The following is a 19,174-nucleotide window of genomic DNA, read 5'->3' as shown; positions in this document are numbered from 1 at the left end:
GCTAAAATACGGATAAACTTATGAGAAATGCCGTTTTAAAAAGTATTTCTCATAAGATATTAATCTGATTATCTTCCGTTTATCTAAAAACAATGAGAATATGAGAAATGAAAATGAAAAATCGTTTGCAGGGAGCACGGAATAGATTGTATTTAGTTCATTTTTTGTACCAATAATGAGTCTATTCATATCTCAAATTCAGTTTCATTTATTTTTTGTTGATCGTTTGTATCGTCCGGCATATCTTTCCGTTTTTATCCACGCCTTCTATGATGATATCTTCCGGTGCAGTGCTGTCCGGAGTATAATATTCTATAGTTGCTTTTCCGTCTGCATTCAGTTGTAAGGATGGATTCCAGTAGATAGTGCTTCGTAAATCCGAACGTTGGTCATTCTTTTTCTCGGGAGTGTCATAAGTCGGCTGATAGAACTCTACTGAATCGCTATATCCCAATGGAGTACATGTAATAATGCCCTGTGCCGGTCTTGCCGGAAGATCCTTGCCGTCTTTCAGGGTAATGACAATAGCGCCTGCCGAACCGCGGGAACCTAAAATTGCTGCATCAGCACCACGAAGAAGGCTCAAACTGGACATGTCGCTGGTTTGAATCATGGTCAGTATGTCGTTGTCGTCTTCATAGACAACATCATCAATGACGATAACGGGTTGTTCGGGATTGTTGCGGATATGTATTTCGTTTCCGTTTGTCACACTGACCCCCGGAAGCCTGCTGACTGCATCGAAGGCCGTCTGTGCACCGAATCCTTCAAGTCTGTCTCCTTCGATAGTGTAGGTGTTGATGCCTCCTGTATAAATACTTTCCGAACTGGCTTTCTTGCGGCTTCCTGTAACCACTACTTCTTTTAGGTTGTATACTCTCATTCCACCCTCCATATAATACTGGTCGCGGGTATTTAGCAAATAATCTTCCATAAAGGAGGTTGATGTTCCATCATGAAAAGGAGATTTAGGAGAAGCTACCGGGTATTGAGGAGCATCGATCACGATGTCTACTCCGGCGAATCCTCTTTTGGTACGTGCCTGAACGAGGAAAGTTGTGCTGTCTCTGAATGATGTATTGACGATGAATTCTCCTTTATCATCTGTGGTAGTAGTGGCAACGATGTTCTGTTTGGGAGCTAAAATACAAATAGGTCCTTTTTTGACGTTGCCGCCGAAGAAACCTTTGATACGTCCGCTGATCGTTTGTCCTTTTTCCATATAGTTGGTGAGGTTCAATGAAGGCGAAGTCAGTACATTTCGGATATGATGTCTACGCCATCCGTGCGTCATCATCAAGAAGTCTATCGTGCGGAGAGTCCGCAGGTCTTGCTGAAGAACATAATACCCCGGATTTTCTACATATCCTTTCAAGTCGGAAGTTAGTAGAAGATTCGATAAGATATTATCTGCAAGTGAGTCCGGCTGGATACTTCTTCTGTCTGTAATGCTGACGGAGAAACTACCTTCTACCAGAGTTCCGTTATCATCCTTTGCTGAAATTTGCAAGGAAACCTTTTCTCTTTTTCCGTATGTAGGCTTATCCGCAAGGATTTGCCATTGATGTGGATTCCGGTCGGGTACGAAAACTAAACGTTCGCTAAGTGCGTTTCCCTGTTGGTCGATTAACATAAAATGGGTGATACCTGCGTTGAATAAACTGTCATTCATTCTTCCAAAAGTCCTGTCGGCACTGACCGGTTGCAAGATTGCCAGCTTCCCACGAGTGTGTGCAATCAAGAATAACTTTTGAGGCCACTGGGTAGCTTCTGTTTTTTGGATTTCGTAGCGTATTTCTTTTTTGTAATGCGTCATGGAAAGAGCGATTCCTTTTTCTTCTGCGGCCGGAAGATCGAATCGCTTGGTAATGCCGTCACTAGACTTGGCAATCACATAATAGGAATTCCCTGCAATCGGGTTCAAGGTGAAAACTCCCATACCATCATGCTCCGAACGAAAAGCAGTTAATGTGTCTCCTTTTGCATCGAACAGAAATCCTTCTATTTCTGTGGAAAAACCATCCGATCCTTGAGCTTTGAAAGCTATGTTTTGATGAGCAACGGTCAAGAGAGCTCCACCTTCCGGGAAGAACTTAACGTCAAAGTCTTTTGTAAACGAAGGCAGATAGAACGTTCTCTTATAAATATATTGAGGATCGTCAAATTCTACTTCAATCTGGCGTGCGGCAATAGGCTTCAGATCCGGCAGAGAAATAGAAATCAAACCACTTTCGTCCGTCTTTCTTTTACCTTTATCTTTTATCTTTCCGTTTTCGATGGTGCGATAGCGGATGGTTGTATTTCCGAAAGCCTCTTGTGTGTTGCTGGTAAATCTGACCCTAGCTGTATAATGTGATTCGTCTTCTTGTTGATACTCAATGTTTGAAACAATCGTGTTATCAATCGAATTACCAATCTTCAGATTACGTGAATAAAAGAATTCCGGTTCCTGATTAAGCATCCAGTTGCTATATCCCCGCAAATAATAGTCACCTGCAGGGAGAGTGGGACGGAGCGTGAAAGCATTATGGAAACCTAACGAATCTCTGCGAATCTTCTTGCGTTCCACGATAGAGTCAGAACGATTGACAAGCTCCGTAATGATGAAGTTACTTTGCGTATTGTCTTGATGAGTGACAGAATTTACGAGATACCCCTTGAACCAGATTTTTTCTCCTGCTCCATAGAAAGGCTTATCTAAATGCAGATACAGTTTTTCTTGCGGAACTTTCTCCAGCAGATTGAAATACGCAAGAATTGTATCTTGTGTGTTTTGTCCGGATAATGAGGTAAAACAGAATAACATTCCGAAAAAGAAAGCCATTGAACCTCTATTCATTGAAAATGTAGTTTTGCTTTTCATACGATATATCTTTGAATACATTTATGATTTATGCATCCAGATAGAAAGTACTTTCCTCTTTACTGCCAGTATGTTAATCACCGATACGACAATGAATAACACAACACCCATGCTGATAGCTGCCCATAATGACCCGGTTTCCAGTTGTGGAAACAATAATCGGATGCTATCTATGTAATAACTGCGTAGCCAGGAGACTAATCCGATGGATAATACAAGTACGATAACATTCAGTCCTACCGTGAGTAACTGATAAGGCAATGCTACCTTGTTGGGACTGTACCCGATTAATAACAAACTCTCCAACTTAGTCGTATTTTTTTGCAAGAGCAAGAAAATGCTCAACATCAGGATATAGAATGAAAGAATACTAATAAATAAACCTACCCCCAATACAATGCCTACGATAAGACGGAGGAAATAAGTCGTTTTTCCGGCATCCAGTTTGCCGTCTTCCGTTTCATATCCTTTCTTTTGAAAATAGCTGGCGATAGCGGAATCCGCCGGATTGCTCACTTCGATAATCAATCGCGCCGGTTGTGCTTCTGCATTCGGTGCGAAATTCTCATTCGCCCATTTCATAAAAGACTGGGGAACAAGAATCGTATTCAGACGATTGGAGAAGCCGACAATGTTTCCTTTGTACTGTTCCACCCGTCCGTTTCCACGCATCATAATATCCATTTGAATTAGCCCCATCAATCCTTCCGAGAGCTTGGGAAGACTACGGCTCTGTGCAAAACCGAAGTTGTAAAGGTTCAGATAGTTGCGGGGAATGATAATGGGGATGGTATGCGTGCTTTCGTCGAAGTGCCACTTGTCGAGTTTGATGTCCACAAACTCATCAGGAACAGACTCAAAGAACATATCCGTGGAAAGATGAATACCAGCTTCCTGCATGCCCAATCCTGCCGATACTTTGAATTGAGAAGGAGTGAAAGCCCCTATTGTTTTGGTAAACGGTTGTTTCTTCAAATCCGCAATATCTTCGGCAGAGAACGTATTACTCTTTCCTGCAAAAGAACCGAGTGTGCTGATTTTCTTGGTAGCTATGATGAAATCCTTTTTCATAAAGCTGTCTCCCTCGGTGAATACCGGAATGACATCTTTATAAAACTGCACACTAAGCAATACAATCATCATGCCGAATAGATTGGCTAAAAAGAAACCGGCCAGTTGACCGATACTGATATGTTGGCGGAGGAGCTTCCAGACAAGGGTTGGCATTTTATTTATAATTTTACGATTTACGATTTGAAATGTTGCAGTGGAGGGAGACGGCTGATTTTCTCACTTACTATTTTCCACTCATTTTTTGTTATTTATTACTCGTTACAGTTGAAGTATATGGTTGTAAGGCAACTCGATATGCTTACCGATGGAGGTTGCGATTACACCGGCTCCTTGTGTCTTTGCCTCGGCAATGATAAGTTCACCCATGATGCGGCTGTTATCATCATCCAGATGGCTGATCGGTTCATCCAGAAATAAAAAGTCGAACGGCTGGCAGAGTGCCCGGATAAAGGCAACACGTTGCTGCTGTCCGAAAGATAGTTTGCCGGCTTTCACATTTATTTTATCTGCGATACCCAGTTGCTCGAAGAATGATAAGATTTCTTTTTTCTTTTTGCATCCGGTAAGGTTATTCTTCAATTGCACATTTTCAAGAGCGGTCAGTTCGGTGAAGATGCGTAAATCTTGAAAAAGCATACTTAGTGAATGCTTTCTTAGGTCGACCCATTGCTTCACGGAGTATGCTTTGATATTGATTTCATCGAAATTAATAATCCCCTGGTAGTCGTTGCGATAACCATAGATATAGCTGCACAACGAAGATTTGCCGGTGCCGGAAGCTGCTTCAATCAGATACATTTCTTCTTTCCGGAAGATCAGATCCTGGTGCCATACATCCGAAGTCACCGAATTACGGTCAGCAAACACTTGGGGAAGTGTTTGCTGCAGGTGAATACTATTCATACCGTTTGTTTACAAATTAATTACATGCCGGCAAATTGCTTGGCAAAGTCTACGATTTGTTTGAGAGCGTTGACGTCTTTGTCTTTCAGGCAAAGGTCGATCTCGCTGATTTCTCCTTCTGAACTCATTGACAGATAAGAAACCTTATTGGCTAACTCAATATATGTTTTAACTTCCTGTCCTCCGAAACCTGCTACCATTTTAACAACAGGCAAGTCCAGTATTGCTTCAGCGTTGATTGCTACAAAGATGGTTTTACCCTTCATATCCGATGCGTAAGGAGCATCTTTTATCGACTTGTCGGCAGCTTTGCCCACGTTCTTGTAGAGTAATTCATCATTGGTAGCATACATTTGTTTATCCTTGATACCGAAGAATATATTCATACCTTTTGTTTTGTAGACATATTCGTCCTTGCCAAGTTGCATGATATCTTCCCCTCTTTTCAGTCCCAATGATTGCTTGTTCTTATAAATTGTTTCGAGGGCATTACCATTCTTAACATCCGCATACATCATGAAAGTAGGAGCACTGTTCATCGTTACGTTGATTAATCCGGCAGAAATATCACCATTGAACGAGCCGAACAACTCTTTTACTTCGTCTGCTTTAGCAATAGATACTGTATTGCGGAATTCCTTATTCTCGCTCAACAAGTTGTAAAGCCCTTCTCCTTTCACACCTACATTGAAGAACATCAGTGTGGAAGACGGGAAGTATTTAACGAAAGTGTTGTTTGCTTTTCCAAATGACTCCATTTGTTTTTTTATAAGCGCTTTCACGGCTTCGTTTTCAGTATAGTTTTCTGTTTTGAGGGCAATCTTGCCTTTCTCAAAATTCAGTCCTCCTACAAGAGTGATGTCCTCTGCTTTCACCTCCGTTGGTAACCCCATGCTTATCTGGTTGCGATAGGTTGCAGGGATAGCTTCCATAGAAGCGAGGAAGTTGATATCGCTTTTCTGCTTTTCCATTTTTTGGAAAGCTCCTGATTTTACAATGCTGTTATCGGTCGTCTGTTTCAACAGATTAGTGATGGCTTCTTTGGCTTTTTCAGTTTGAGTGGTTCCGCTTACATTGACTATCAATACAGTAGAATTGTTGAAAGCGAGCAGGCCGCCATTCATTGTTGTAAAACTGTAGCCGTCAGCTTCGCTTATCGGCTGGCAGATTTGTTCTTTAGCCATCACGTCGAGTGAAGCATGAAGATTGTCCTCGTTGTTCACTTTACCTACAACAGTAGGGTAAGGGAAAGAAGAGGATGAGAATACATAGAATGGAGATTCGACATCGATTCCCGATTCACCCGGATTCTTCATGACCTTTTCCAGTTGTTGGAAGGTAGCGGCATTCATTCCGCTTTTCAGTGCTTCCAGTACTTTTTGTTTCGCAGCTTCATTCTCTTTATCATCCAATCCCGCTTTACTTGCAAGGGATTTGAGGTTGATAGAGGCAACTACCGAGGCGTCAGCCGGTATCACATTGGTATACTCCGATGTTTTGGAACATGCTGCCAGAAAAACAATCAGTACTGCCAGTACCGAGAGTCGTGAAATCGTTTTCTTTGCCATACTTATGTTATTTAAAAGTTGTATAATCATTGATTCAGAATTATTGATTTTGTAGATTCAGCGTATGGCAGGCCACCAGTGCCGCTGTTTCCGTACGGAGTCGTGATTTGCCCAAACTGATCGGAACAAATCCCTGTTCGATGGCTTTCTTGACTTCTTCTTCACTGAAATCTCCTTCGGGACCTATCAGGACAAGGGCGTCTTCTCCGGGTTTCAGGACATTCTTTAATAAAGGTTTTTCACCTTCATAACAGTGGGCGATAAACTTCTGTCCTTTGAACTCCTGTCTGATGAACGGATCGAATTCGATCATCTCATTCAATTTAGGCAACCGTGCCTTGAGAGATTGTTTGATTGCTGATACAAGAATCTTTTCAATCCGTTCGGTCTTGATGACTTTACGTTCCGAGAAACGGCAGTTGAGGAAAGTCAGTTCGTCAAATCCGATTTCGGTAGCTTTCTCTGCAAACCATTCGTTACGGTCCATGTTCTTCGTCGGTGCCATGGCAATGTGTAAATGGCACGGCCATAACGGTTCCTGAAAAATCGTTTCTTTGATCGTTACAAAACAACGTTTGTTGGTCGCAACAGTAATTTCAGCTTTGTAGAAGTTCCCCTTACCGTCCGTAAGAGTGATTTCATCTCCGATACCTAATCGCAGAACGCGGGTACAATGTTGTGCTTCCTCTTCGGGAAGTTCGTTGCTTTTCTGTATATCGGGAGTATAAAAAACGTGCATAATGTTACTTACTGGTTTTTATTTCTTGAGTTGATTTGGTCACGTATCCGGGCGGCTAATTCATAATTCTCATCTTTGATAGCCTGCTCCAGTGCTTCCTCAAGCGTTCTGGAAGTAGCATCCGGCAAATCATGTTCTTCTTCAGTCTCTTCGTCGTTGTCCGTTTCTTCAGAACGGGTTCTTTTTTCCGACGACATGTGAAGGCATTCCTGTTCAAGAATAGATTCATAAATAAGAATTGGACAGTCGGCACGCACTGCCAAGGCAATGGCGTCTGAAGTCCGTGCGTCAATACGTATAATCTCTTCGTCTTTCTTAAGGTAAATATAGGAGTAAAAAATACCATCCTTTGCTTTGTAAATTAACACACGTATCAGACTGGCTCCCAGTATGGTGAGGCTTGTTGTAAACAGATCGTGTGTCAATGGACGGGGTGTCTTTACTCCCTTCAGATATAAAGCGGTAGCCTGGCTTCCGCGGGACCGATGATGATAGGCAGTTGCCGTTCACCGTCCACTTCGCCTAATAGCATAGCAAACGCGCCTACTTGCGCCTGGCTGTTCGTGATATTTATAACTTGTAATTCTACCTTTTTGTCCATCGTTCTCTTTTACTTAATTTGTTTTACTCTCCTGCTGGTGTTTGTACTTGAATACCAAGGCAAACAGGATGCCGATCACCAGCGCGTATGCTGCGAATATCAGCCAGATATCCATCCATTCGCGACTCACCAGTCTGCCGTCAGCATACACAGAGAATGCATCTACTACCGCACCGCTGGCATATCCGCCAATGATGGCTCCCAGTCCGTTGGTCATCATAAAGAACAACCCCTGTGCACTGGCACGGATGGAAGAATTGGCTTCTTGTTCAACAAACAATGAACCGGAAATGTTGAAGAAATCAAAGGCCATACCATAAACGATCATGGAAAGGATCAGCATCCATAGTCCCGATCCCGGATCTCCGAAGCCGAACAGCCCAAACCGGAACACCCAGGCAAACATACTGATTAACATGACTTGCTTGATTCCGAAATGACGCAGGAAGAAAGGTATGGCAAGAATAAACAGAGTTTCCGACATCTGCGAGATGGACAGCAGGATTACCGAATGTTTCACTCCGAATGATTCTGCATATTCGGGGATGCTGGCAAAACTACTTAAGAAAAGATCACCGTAAGTATTTGTAATCTGCAATGCCGCACCTAAAAGCATGGAGAAAAGGAAGAAAATAGCCATCTTCTTTTTCTTGAATAACACCAGCGCATCCAGACCGAAAGCGGAGAGCCATGATTTGTTTTCTGATTTAGCCGGTCGGCAAGCAGGAAGGGTAAAAGAATAAAGCCCGAGCAGTAACGCGGAAGCACCGCCTACATAAAGCTGTGCACTTGAATTCTTAAACCCGGTAAGGTCGACCGCCCACATGGCACAGATAAAACCGATCGTTCCCCATACACGGATGGGAGGGAAGTCTTTAATCAGGTCACATTTATATTGTTCCAGTGCATTGTACGATACAGTGTTAGCGAGGGATAGCGTGGGCATGTATACCAACAAGTTGAGTAACATGGCCCAATACATCTGATCGTATCCTGTTGCGGTAGAAGCGTAGAAGAGGCATCCGGCTCCTGCGATATGGCAAAGCCGTATAAACGTTCTGCATTAAACCATTTATCGGCAATAATACCAATAATACCCGGCATTACCAAAGAGGCAATCCCCATAGTGGCGAAAATGGCTCCGATCTGCCCTCCTTCGAAATGGAGTTCTCTTCCCATATAACCACCTAATGATATTAACCAGGACCCCCATACAAAGAATTGCAGGAAGTTCATAATAATCAAACGAACTTTTATACTCATGACTTTTTTAATTTGTGTTTCTCTTCACGTTCATAAACCTTGCAAATATAATATTTTCATTGAATAGGTAGACTAGTAATTTGATAAAAAGGGGATAAAAATGGCATAAATGCGAAGAAAAGAAGAGATTTGGTCGTGAAAAAACAAATGAAGGGGGTATAAAAAAAAGAAGGCTATCTATCCCAGACAGCCAATCTTTGTTAACCTTAAATCTAATACCATGAAAAACACAGTGCAAAGATAGACGGTTTATGTTATACAACATAATGTTTTCTCGAAAATCTTCTATTTGTTAACTCTAATTAACTTTGAATCCTCCATTTTTCTGTTACTGCCCTTCTGTTTCACCACAGATTACACGGATTAACACAGATTTTTATCAATCAATCATCATATTCGGATTCTATGTTCTCATTTTAGAAAAGGAAAGGACTCCGTGAAACCCTGTGCCACCCTGTGGAACTCCTGCATGACTTTGTGATAAAAATCTGTGTTAATCCGTGTAATCCGTGGTGAATCCGGTTATTCTACATAGAGTACCAGGCCTTTCAGGTATTCTCCTTCAGGATGGTAGATGTTTACCGGATGGTCGGCGGGTTGAGTCAGTTGATGCAGGATGCGTACGCTACGTCCTGATATGGCTGCTGCGGTAAACACGGCAGTACGGAAATTGTCCTTGCTTACTACTTGCGAACAAGAGAAAGTAAACAGGATGCCGCCCGGTTTGATTTTCTCGAATGCTTTGGCATTCAGTTTGCGATAACCTTGTAAAGCATTCCGCAGGGCATCTTTGTGTTTGGCAAATGCGGGCGGGTCGAGAATGATTAAATCATACTGGTCGCCCATGCGGTCGAGATATTTGAAAGCGTCCTCGGCAAAAGCCTCGTGGCGGGAATCACCGGGGAAGTTCAGTTCTACATTTTTATTAGTCAGATCAATTGCTTTGGCAGAGCTGTCGACAGAGTGGACGAGCTTTGCACCTCCGCGCATGGCATAGAATGAGAATCCGCCGGTATAGCAGAACATATTCAGTACCGAGCGGTCTTTGGCATAACGTTCCAGTAAAGAACGATTTTCGCGCTGGTCTACAAAGAATCCGGTCTTTTGACCTTTCAGCCAGTCTACATGGAACTGCAAACCATATTCTTGCGCGATATTATCACTGCTTCCTCCTTTCAGGAAACCGTTTTCAGGGAAAAGATCTGCTTTAAAAGGAAGAGTTGTTTCTGATTTATAATAGATATTCTCGATCTTGTCGCCCATTACTTCGGATAAAGCTTCGGCAATTGTCATGCGGTCTACGTGCATTCCTGCAGAGTGTGCCTGCATGACTGCAGTTTTGGCATAAACGTCAATAACCAGTCCGGGGAGATTGTCTCCTTCACCATGAACAAGCCGGTAAGTGTTGTTGGTCGGATTGGTGGCGATGCCGATACTGCGACGCATATCGTATGCTATTTCCAGTTTGCGTTTCCAAAAACCGTGATCGATAGGTCCTGATGGAAAGACAGTACGCGCACAGCAATACTTCCGATCTGGAAATGTCCTCGGCAATAAATTCTTTTTTGGAGGTGTATACTTCTACAACTTCACCTTCATCGGGCTCTCCGTCAAAACGGGCGATAGCACCGGAAAAAATCCAGGGGTGGAATCTCTTAAGAGAATCTTCTTTACCGGGTTTGAGATATACTTTATGCATAATATAGCCTTTCCCTAACCTTCTCCCAGGGAGAGGAGGATTGAGATAGTTTTGTTATTGGTTATTAATTACTTATTTTATTATTTATCACTTATCATTTATCGTCTATGACTGCTGGTTGCTTATAGAAACGGTAGTGACTTCTTCCCTTTCCTTGGGAGCAGGTGGGAGAGCAGCTATTTCCCAATCTCCTGTCTGTTTCAGCTCTTGCAACAGATTATAGATGTTGAGGCAAGCCCATGCATCCGTGGCGGCATATTGTTTCTGCCCGTCGCTCAATACATCAGCTTCCCAGTTGGACAAGCGCTGTGATTTGGATATTTTTTCTTTGAATAAGATGGCATAAATCTTTTGCAGACTTTTGTCCTGTATACCGAATTGGCGCACATAGTCCTGCAACTCGATACAGCTTTGTTGAGCGAAAGGTGCGCGTTTGTGCAGCATCATAAAGTCATCTTTCAGTGAAAGGCCCACTTTGATTACAGCCGGGTTCTCTAATAAGTCAACCAATGGCTGGGTCAATCCCGTCATGTTGAGCCGGAATAGGAAACAACATTCTTCAGAAGAAATCTGGAGGAGTGCTACTTTGTGCGATTGCCCTTTGGTAAAGGAAGGACGCGTTTCACTGTCAATGCCTATCACAGATCTGGATTGGAGGTAAGCTACTGCTCTTTCCGTTTCAGCTTCCGACTGGATAACGTAAATTCGTCCCGGAAAAACAGTTTTCGGGAGTTCTTTTAGTTCATCTTTATCTATGGTTCTTCTTACAATCATTTCTATTTTTATTCATCATCGTGGCAATGGCAACCGTCTTCGTGACAGTGGCAATCATCGTCGTGGCAATGACAGCCTTCTTCTTCACAACAATCGTTGTCGTCGCTTGGTTCGTAAAATCCTTCTTCATTACCATTCTCTTCCTCTTCTTCTTGGTTGTATTTCACGTCATGAAGGGCGCGTAGCGTGTTTACCAGTTTCTGTCCCCACAGTGTACCGAAGTTTTCCTGGCAGATAGCCAATGAATCATTCATTGTTTCGTTCAGTCCCAGTTGGAAGACAAATATGAAATCTTTAATATCCTGATAAATGTCAGCCAGATCTTCCGATATTGATTTTTTGATAGGTTGGTCGCTATAAACCATATCTTGCACGAATACGTCCAGATAATCATCCTTGTCACCCATCAATCCTGAAAGATTAATACGCAGAATTTCGTAAATCTCTTCTGTGACATACGTTTCGGGTGCCTCGTCCCCGATCGTCTCACATTGGGGTAGCATAGATGCTTTGAGATAGAGCAGGGGGAGTATTTTTAATGATGTATCAACGAAAGTACTACGCTTCATGCGTTCGGCACGTTCGAGAAATGCACAAAATTCGGCGGCTACTGTAACGAACTCAATTACGTTCTTATCAAATATCGTTTGGCTTTCTTTTTCCATGATCTATATTGATTTGAAACGCAAAGGTAAGAAAAAGGATTGAATGAGCGTAGTGCTCGTTATTTTTTTATTATTTTTGCGGCTTAGAATCTCATTCCAGTTTTATAAAAATAGAATAAAAGACTCATGGCAAAGAAGAAATTAGATAAGGAGGCAGAAAGCACTCCCTCTTCCCCCAGTAAAATTGTGGCTGTATGTAAGAATGAAACTGTTCATTTTGTGATTGGATTGATGCTGGTCATCTTTTCCGTTTACTTGTTGTTGGCTTTTTCTTCCTTCTTCTTTACGGGGGCTGCCGATCAAAGTATTATCGATAGCGGTAGTTCGGCGGATTTGGCGGCTGTTAATAATCAGGTGAAGAATTATGCCGGTTCACGTGGAGCGCAGTTGGCAAGCTATCTGATAAACGACTGTTTCGGCATTTCCTCTTTCTTTATACTTGTTTTTCTGGCAGTGGCAGGATTGAAGTTGATGCGTGTACGTGTGGTCCGCTTGTGGAAGTGGTTTATTGGTTGCACGCTCTTATTAGTCTGGTTCTCCGTATTCTTCGGATTTGCTTTTATGGATCATTATCAGGATTCTTTCATTTATCTGGGCGGTATGCATGGATACAATGTCAGTCGTTGGTTAATCTCACAAGTAGGAGTACCTGGTGTATGGATGATCCTGTTGATAACTGCTATCTGTTTCTTCATATATATAAGTGCGCGTACTGTTATTTGGTTGCGTAAACTTTTTGCGTTGAGCTCCTAAAACGCGAAAAGAAAGAGAAGGAAGAAGTCACCCCGGAAGGAGAAGGCGATCAGGAATTCACGACTTCCCAACCGCAGGAAGTGGAGTTCAATTTGAAACGGACGTATAAACAGACACCTCCTCCGGCACCAGTGATGGATATACAGGCTGAAGAACCCGAAGATGAATTCCCAGTCAACCAGCCGGAGCCGGAAGAGTCTCCTTTGTCTGATGAAAGTGAAGGAGTGACGATGGTGTTTGAACCGACTGTTCCTAATCCTGTTCCCGCTGTGCAGGACGAACCTTTGGAAGAGGCGGAACCCGGGTTTGAAGTAGAACCTGCGACTTCTGAAGAAGAATATGAGGGACCGGAACTTGAACCTTATAATCCTACTAAGGATTTGGAAAACTACCGCTTCCCGACTATCGACCTGATGAAACATTTCGAAAATGATGATCCGACGATTGACATGGACGAACAAAATGCAAACAAAGATCGTATCATCAATACATTGCGCAGTTTCGGAATCGAAATCAGTACGATTAAAGCAACGGTAGGACCTACGGTAACTCTATACGAAATCACTCCGGAGCAAGGAGTACGTATTTCTAAAATCCGTGGTTTGGAGGATGATATTGCATTAAGCCTTTCTGCTGACGGTATCCGTATCATCGCTCCGATACCGGGTAAAGGAACAATCGGTATTGAAGTGCCGAACAAGAATCCGAAGATCGTTTCCGGACAAAGTGTGATCGGAAGTAAGAAATTCCAGGAATCCAAGTATGATCTGCCTATTGTATTGGGTAAGACCATCACGAATGAAGTCTTTATGTTCGACCTTTGCAAGATGCCGCACGTATTGGTGGCGGGTGCAACCGGTCAGGGTAAGTCAGTCGGTTTGAATGCTATTATTACTTCCTTATTATATAAGAAGCATCCGGCAGAATTGAAATTTGTACTGGTCGACCCGAAGAAAGTAGAATTCAGCATCTATTCGGTGATTGAAAATCATTTCCTGGCCAAACTTCCTGATGGAGGCGAACCGATTATTACAGACGTAACGAAGGTTGTGCAAACCCTGAACTCTGTTTGTGTAGAGATGGATACCCGTTATGACCTGCTGAAGATGGCGCATGTACGTAATGTCAGAGAATATAATGAAAAGTTTATCAACCGTCGTCTGAATCCGGAAAAGGGGCATAAGTTTATGCCGTATATCGTAGTGGTTATTGACGAGTTCGGAGATTTGATTATGACTGCCGGTAAGGAAGTGGAACTTCCGATTGCCCGTATTGCGCAGTTGGCACGTGCTGTCGGTATTCACATGATTATTGCTACACAGCGTCCGACTACCAATATCATTACGGGTACGATTAAAGCCAACTTCCCGGCACGTATCGCTTTCCGTGTATCTGCCATGATGGACTCTCGTACTATTCTTGACCGTCCGGGTGCTAACCGCCTGATTGGTAAAGGGGATATGCTCTTCTTGCAGGGAGCTGATCCGGTACGTGTACAGTGTGCCTTTATAGATACGCCGGAAGTAGAAGAGATTACAAAATTCATTGCCCGTCAGCAAGGTTATCCTACTCCGTTCTTCTTGCCCGAATATGTGAGTGAAGATAGTAATAGTGAAGTAGGGGATATTGATATGGGACGCCTTGATCCGTTGTTTGAAGATGCAGCCCGGTTGGTTGTTATTCATCAGCAAGGTTCCACTTCATTGATTCAGCGTAAATTTGCGATTGGCTATAATCGTGCCGGCCGTATAATGGATCAATTGGAGAAAGCCGGAATTGTAGGTCCTACACAAGGAAGTAAGGCGCGTGACGTATTGTGTATTGACGATAATGATCTTGAAATGCGATTGAACAATTTACAGTAATAGTTCGTTTATTAATCAAATGAGAAAGTACATTTTTAGTGTTTTAATAGCTTTACTGTCTTTGCCTGTGATTGCTCAACAACAGCAGTCACAGGCTAAAGTCATTCTTGACAAAACGGCAGAGGCGTTTCGCAAAGCTGGTGGCGTGAAGGCTGATTTTACTGTAAAGGCTGTGGCAAACGGCTTGGTAGAAGGTGCTGAAAACGGAACAATTCAGTTGAAAGGAGAGAAATTCGTACTGAAAACATCTGATATCATCACTTGGTTTGACGGAAAAACGCAATGGAGTTATGTGACAAAGAATGATGAAGTGAATGTCAGTAATCCGACGCAGGAAGAGTTGCAGCAGATAAATCCGTATACCTTTCTGTATATGTATCAGAAAGGATTCTCTTATAAGTTGGGGGCAACCAAAACGTTTCGTGGAAAATCCGTTTGGGAAGTCGTTCTGACTGCCAGGGATCAGAAACAGGAGTTGGAACGTATCACTCTTTTTGTGACGAAGGACACTTATGAACCTCTATATATTTTGCTTCAGCAGCGTGGACAGCAGACACGTAATGAGATAACCGTTACAAATTATCAGACCGGGCAGAATTATATGGATCGTGTTTTTACTTTTGATAAAAAACAATATCCCAATGCAGAGGTGATAGATTTGAGATAACATGTTTTATAACAAAACAATAAAGATAAATTAAAATGGCAGAAATAGAAAAAGTGAAATGCCTGATTATAGGTTCAGGACCTGCCGGATATACGGCAGCGATTTACGCAGGACGTGCAAATTTATGTCCGGTACTATATGAAGGATTGCAGCCGGGCGGCCAGTTGACTACTACGACAGATGTAGAAAACTTTCCCGGTTATCCGGAAGGTATCAGTGGCCCGCAGTTGATGGAAGATTTGCGTGCACAGGCAAGCCGTTTCGGAACAGATATTCGTTTTGGTATCGCTACGGCAGCAGATTTAAGCAAAGCTCCTTATAAAATAACAATTGACGGTGATAAAGTGATTGAAACGGAATCATTGATTATTGCTACCGGGGCAACTGCTAAATATCTGGGACTGGAGGATGAAAAGAAATATGCCGGAATGGGTGTAAGCGCTTGTGCTACTTGTGACGGATTTTTCTATCGTAAGAAAGTGGTTGCTGTAGTTGGTGGAGGTGATACTGCTTGTGAAGAAGCGGTTTATCTTGCCGGTCTTGCATCCAAGGTATATCTGATCGTTCGTAAACCTTTCTTGCGTGCATCGAAGATTATGCAGGAACGTGTCATGAACCATGAGAAGATTGAAGTTCTTTTTGAACACAATGCAGTTGGTTTGTTTGGTGACAATGGCGTAGAGGGTGTAAACCTGGTGAAACGTTGGGGTGAACCGGATGAAGAACGTTATAGTTTGCCTATCGACGGTTTCTTCCTGGCTATCGGACATCAACCAAATACTGAAATATTTAAGGAGTATATCGATACGGACGAAGTAGGTTATATTATTACAGACGGTGATAGCCCTCGTACGAAAGTGCCCGGAGTTTTTGCAGCAGGAGATGTGGCCGATCCGCATTATCGTCAGGCTATTACAGCTGCGGGAAGTGGATGTAAGGCTGCTTTGGAGGCAGAACGTTACCTTTCTTCCAAAGGACTTGTGTGATAAATATATCTTCGGTGTAAACGAATGATGATAATTATGCCTTTTAGGGTGTGATTGATTATAAATAAAACGGTGAACATTAGTATTAAACTAGCGTTCACCGTTCTGTTATTCAGGTCCGGAATAAATGATGCGGATTCCACGTCCTGTTGAGTCAGCACCGTGAAATCCGCATAAATATAGTTAGCTTTGTTTAATAAGCTTCTATTTCATCAATCCATAATTCGGCAGGAATTACTTCCGGGCCATTGTTCTTTTCAAAGTTAACCCCATTGCGCAGTGTGCCGCCATTCTTAATCTTAACTTTCAGGAAGGTAGCCTGTGTTGGCTCAAATTCAATGGAATCAGTGAATGCAATTCGTCCTGTTTCCGGATAATCGTGTTTCAAGGCTTTTTCAGCTACCGGAGTGTATTGTTTGCCATCTGCTGATACTTCTACGGCAACTCCTCCTGCAGGAAGAATTCTCATAGCCGGATTGAATAAAGAACCGAAAATTATTTTGCTGATTTGTGTCGGCTTATCCAAATTAACGATAAATTCCAAGTCTTTACCTTCAACAATACCAAAGCTGCACCACGGAGTATAAGAAGCGTTATTTCCTCGTTTACCGTTGGTCAGTCCGAAGGTTGTCTTGTCAGCTCCTAATACATCGTTTTCATCAAATATATCGCCTGTCCATCCCATTTTATAATTAACAGTATAGGGCTTTCCTGTCAATAAATTACCATATAATGGCTTGTGAGCTACTTTACCCAGCATTTTCCCATCTTTGAAAGCAGCGGCTTTCAGGTCGATATTACCTTCCAGAACGAAAGGCTTTTCGTACAGAGTGGATGCTTTGTTTGGTTCACTGCCATCCGTAGTATACCGTATTTCTGCATTCGGATAGAACTTTCCAGCAATACCATTAAAGGAGCGTTTTCATCCGCGTGCGTATTTACGTTTACGTCAAAGAAGTTGAGACAAGGTTTGGTGTTCATTACTTCCAAACGTTCAAATTCAGTTACCATTCGTTCGCAGAAATTCTTCCAGTCTTTGTTTGCGTTTTGTGTCCAGGCCGTTTCGGCAATAGCCATTGCACGCGGGAAAGCTTGATAGTCTGTACGTTCGGAAGTCTGCATATATTCTCTCCATATATTACCTTGTATTCCGATGATATGCTTCTTGGCAAGCTCGTCTGCATCATCCGGGACAGGGTTGTAACTATATGTTTTTTTCAGTGTGTTGTATCCGCCGATAGTAGTCGGGGCAATTTCCGGTTCTTCCTGGTAGTAGTCCAGATATACATAAGGGTTCGGAGTCATGATTGCATTATGTCCGGCTTTGGCAGCGTTCATTCCTCCTTCTACACCACGCCATGACATAACAGTCGCATTTGGAGCCAGACCACCTTCGAGGATTTCATCCCAACCAATGATGTTCCTGCCTTTGCCATTCAGATATTTCTCCATGCGGGTAACAAAATAGCTCTGCAACTTATCTTCTTTACTATGCTTTATTCCGTCCGTCTTGCTGGGAGTCGTATCATCCTTCAGTCCTAACTGGCGGATTAGCTGCTGGCAGAAAGCACTGTTCTTCCATGCTGTCTTGGGACATTCGTCGCCACCGATGTGAATGTATTCGCTAGGGAATAATTCAATTACTTCATCCATCACTCCTTCAAAGAATTTGAAAGTTGTTTCACTCGGACAGAACACCTGTTCGAATACACCCCATGTAGGAGATACTTTATAAGTCTGTGTAGAATCACATGACAGTTCCGGATAGGCAGCCAGTGCAGCCAACGCATGTCCCGGCATTTCTATTTCGGGAACAACGTTGATATATTTACTTGCAGCATAAGCTACTACATCTTTGATTTGTTCCTGTGTGTAATACCCTCCGTGTTCTTTTCCGTCGAATACTTGCGGATAATTTACATAGTAATAGTCTACCAATGTCTTTTCACGTTTAGAACCGATTTCTGTCAATTTAGGATATTTCTTGATTTCGATTCTCCATCCCTGATCGTCTGTCAAATGCCAATGGAAAACATTCATCTTGTTCATTGCCAGCAAGTCGATAAACTTGTAAATATAGTCAATCGGTACATAATGGCGGCAAACATCCAGCATCAGTCCGCGGTGAACAAAACGGGGCGAATCTTCTATTTCTACAGCAGGGACCGACCAGTTTGCTTTCTTATCCAACTGGTTTCCGTAAACCGCCGGAGGGAGTAACTGATAAAGTGTCTGTACGCCGTAGAAGAACCCGTTCGGTTGAGAAGCGGTAAGCGTGATGAGACTGGGAGTAACGGATAATTTATATCCTTCCTTCGGCATACCTTCTTGTACAACAAAACAGATTGCTGATTTTCCATCTGCACTTTCTGCCTCTTTCAACGAGATTCCTGCTGTCTGTTTTAAACGTTCGGCCAGGCTGTCGGCAATACCTTTAACTTCCGGAGCATCGGCAGGAATTACCAGACTGACTTTGCTGTTTAGTTCAAAACGTCCTTCTTGTGGGAGAATTTGATTGGGTTTGGGAACGATGTTGTACTCGTTCACCGCTTCTTTTGTCTTTTGGCAACTGGGGGCAATCATAAGCAGAGACAAAAGAAGAAGAGAAATACTTTTCTTCATGGTCAAAATGTGTGTTAAGTTATAAATAGATTTGACAGGGCAAATGTACTTGTTTTAATGATAAGTTCCAATGATATGGAAATAAAAAAGCCGGAACGGATTCCGGCTCTTAGCTAAAGTTTTAGATTTACA

At 42.7% G+C, this 19,174-nt stretch carries 9 protein-coding genes and 5 pseudogenes; 3 read left to right on the top strand and 11 right to left on the bottom strand.

Annotated features, from left to right (window positions below; genetic code table 11):
• Positions 1–208 precede the first annotated feature (208 nt).
• The 10 genes and pseudogenes from DXA05_RS16535 to DXA05_RS16490 all read right to left on the bottom strand — a co-directional run bounded on the left by DXA05_RS16535 (position 209) and on the right by DXA05_RS16490 (position 12,149).
• Positions 209–2,863 (bottom strand): TonB-dependent receptor plug domain-containing protein, encoded by a 2,655-nt coding sequence (locus DXA05_RS16535; RefSeq protein ID WP_128859397.1) that lies wholly within the window; start codon positions 2,861–2,863, stop codon positions 209–211.
• Between the two features lie 21 nt (positions 2,864–2,884).
• Complete coding sequence (locus DXA05_RS16530) at positions 2,885–4,090, bottom strand: hypothetical protein (RefSeq protein ID WP_004313013.1); 1,206 nt, start codon at positions 4,088–4,090, stop codon at positions 2,885–2,887.
• Positions 4,091–4,195: 105 nt separating this feature from the next.
• Positions 4,196–4,840 carry an ATP-binding cassette domain-containing protein gene (locus tag DXA05_RS16525; protein WP_004313014.1) on the bottom strand — a complete coding sequence of 215 codons (645 nt, stop codon included), beginning with the start codon at positions 4,838–4,840 and terminating at the stop codon, positions 4,196–4,198.
• A 20-nt stretch (positions 4,841–4,860) separates the two neighbouring features.
• On the bottom strand, positions 4,861–6,408 hold the full coding sequence (locus DXA05_RS16520; protein ID WP_120067985.1) for a DUF4836 family protein: 1,548 nt from the start codon (positions 6,406–6,408) through the stop codon (positions 4,861–4,863).
• Between the two features lie 40 nt (positions 6,409–6,448).
• Positions 6,449–7,147 carry a 16S rRNA (uracil(1498)-N(3))-methyltransferase gene (locus tag DXA05_RS16515; protein WP_004315426.1) on the bottom strand — a complete coding sequence of 233 codons (699 nt, stop codon included), beginning with the start codon at positions 7,145–7,147 and terminating at the stop codon, positions 6,449–6,451.
• 8 nt (positions 7,148–7,155) lie between these two features.
• A pseudogene (locus DXA05_RS16510) lies at positions 7,156–7,748 on the bottom strand (bifunctional nuclease family protein).
• A gap of 13 nt (positions 7,749–7,761) precedes the next feature.
• A pseudogene (locus DXA05_RS16505) lies at positions 7,762–9,011 on the bottom strand (nucleoside permease).
• A 522-nt stretch (positions 9,012–9,533) separates the two neighbouring features.
• Positions 9,534–10,710, bottom strand: a pseudogene (locus DXA05_RS16500) (class I SAM-dependent rRNA methyltransferase).
• A gap of 105 nt (positions 10,711–10,815) precedes the next feature.
• Entirely contained in the window at positions 10,816–11,484 is a 669-nt protein-coding gene (locus DXA05_RS16495) for a 3'-5' exonuclease (RefSeq protein ID WP_128859396.1), read from the bottom strand.
• 8 nt (positions 11,485–11,492) lie between these two features.
• Positions 11,493–12,149 carry a DUF5063 domain-containing protein gene (locus DXA05_RS16490; RefSeq protein WP_128859395.1) on the bottom strand — a complete coding sequence of 219 codons (657 nt, stop codon included), beginning with the start codon at positions 12,147–12,149 and terminating at the stop codon, positions 11,493–11,495.
• A gap of 126 nt (positions 12,150–12,275) precedes the next feature.
• Between DXA05_RS16490 and DXA05_RS16485 the strand changes: the two are divergent.
• From DXA05_RS16485 to trxB, 3 genes and pseudogenes are all read left to right on the top strand, one after another.
• Positions 12,276–14,767, top strand: a pseudogene (locus DXA05_RS16485) (DNA translocase FtsK).
• Between the two features lie 19 nt (positions 14,768–14,786).
• Positions 14,787–15,434, top strand: coding sequence for a LolA-like putative outer membrane lipoprotein chaperone (locus DXA05_RS16480; protein WP_128859394.1), 648 nt, complete (start codon positions 14,787–14,789; stop codon positions 15,432–15,434).
• A 35-nt stretch (positions 15,435–15,469) separates the two neighbouring features.
• Complete coding sequence (trxB, locus tag DXA05_RS16475; protein ID WP_004315443.1) at positions 15,470–16,420, top strand: thioredoxin-disulfide reductase; 951 nt, start codon at positions 15,470–15,472, stop codon at positions 16,418–16,420.
• Positions 16,421–16,613: 193 nt separating this feature from the next.
• Here the strand turns inward: trxB and DXA05_RS16470 are convergent.
• Positions 16,614–19,042: pseudogene (locus tag DXA05_RS16470) on the bottom strand (glycoside hydrolase family 20 protein).
• Positions 19,043–19,174: the final 132 nt, after the last annotated feature.

Origin of the sequence: Bacteroides sp. AM54-2NS (assembly GCF_003602935.1) — a bacterium.
GTDB classification, from domain to species: domain Bacteria; phylum Bacteroidota; class Bacteroidia; order Bacteroidales; family Bacteroidaceae; genus Bacteroides; species Bacteroides xylanisolvens.
This window is presented reverse-complemented; position numbering and strand designations above follow the sequence as displayed.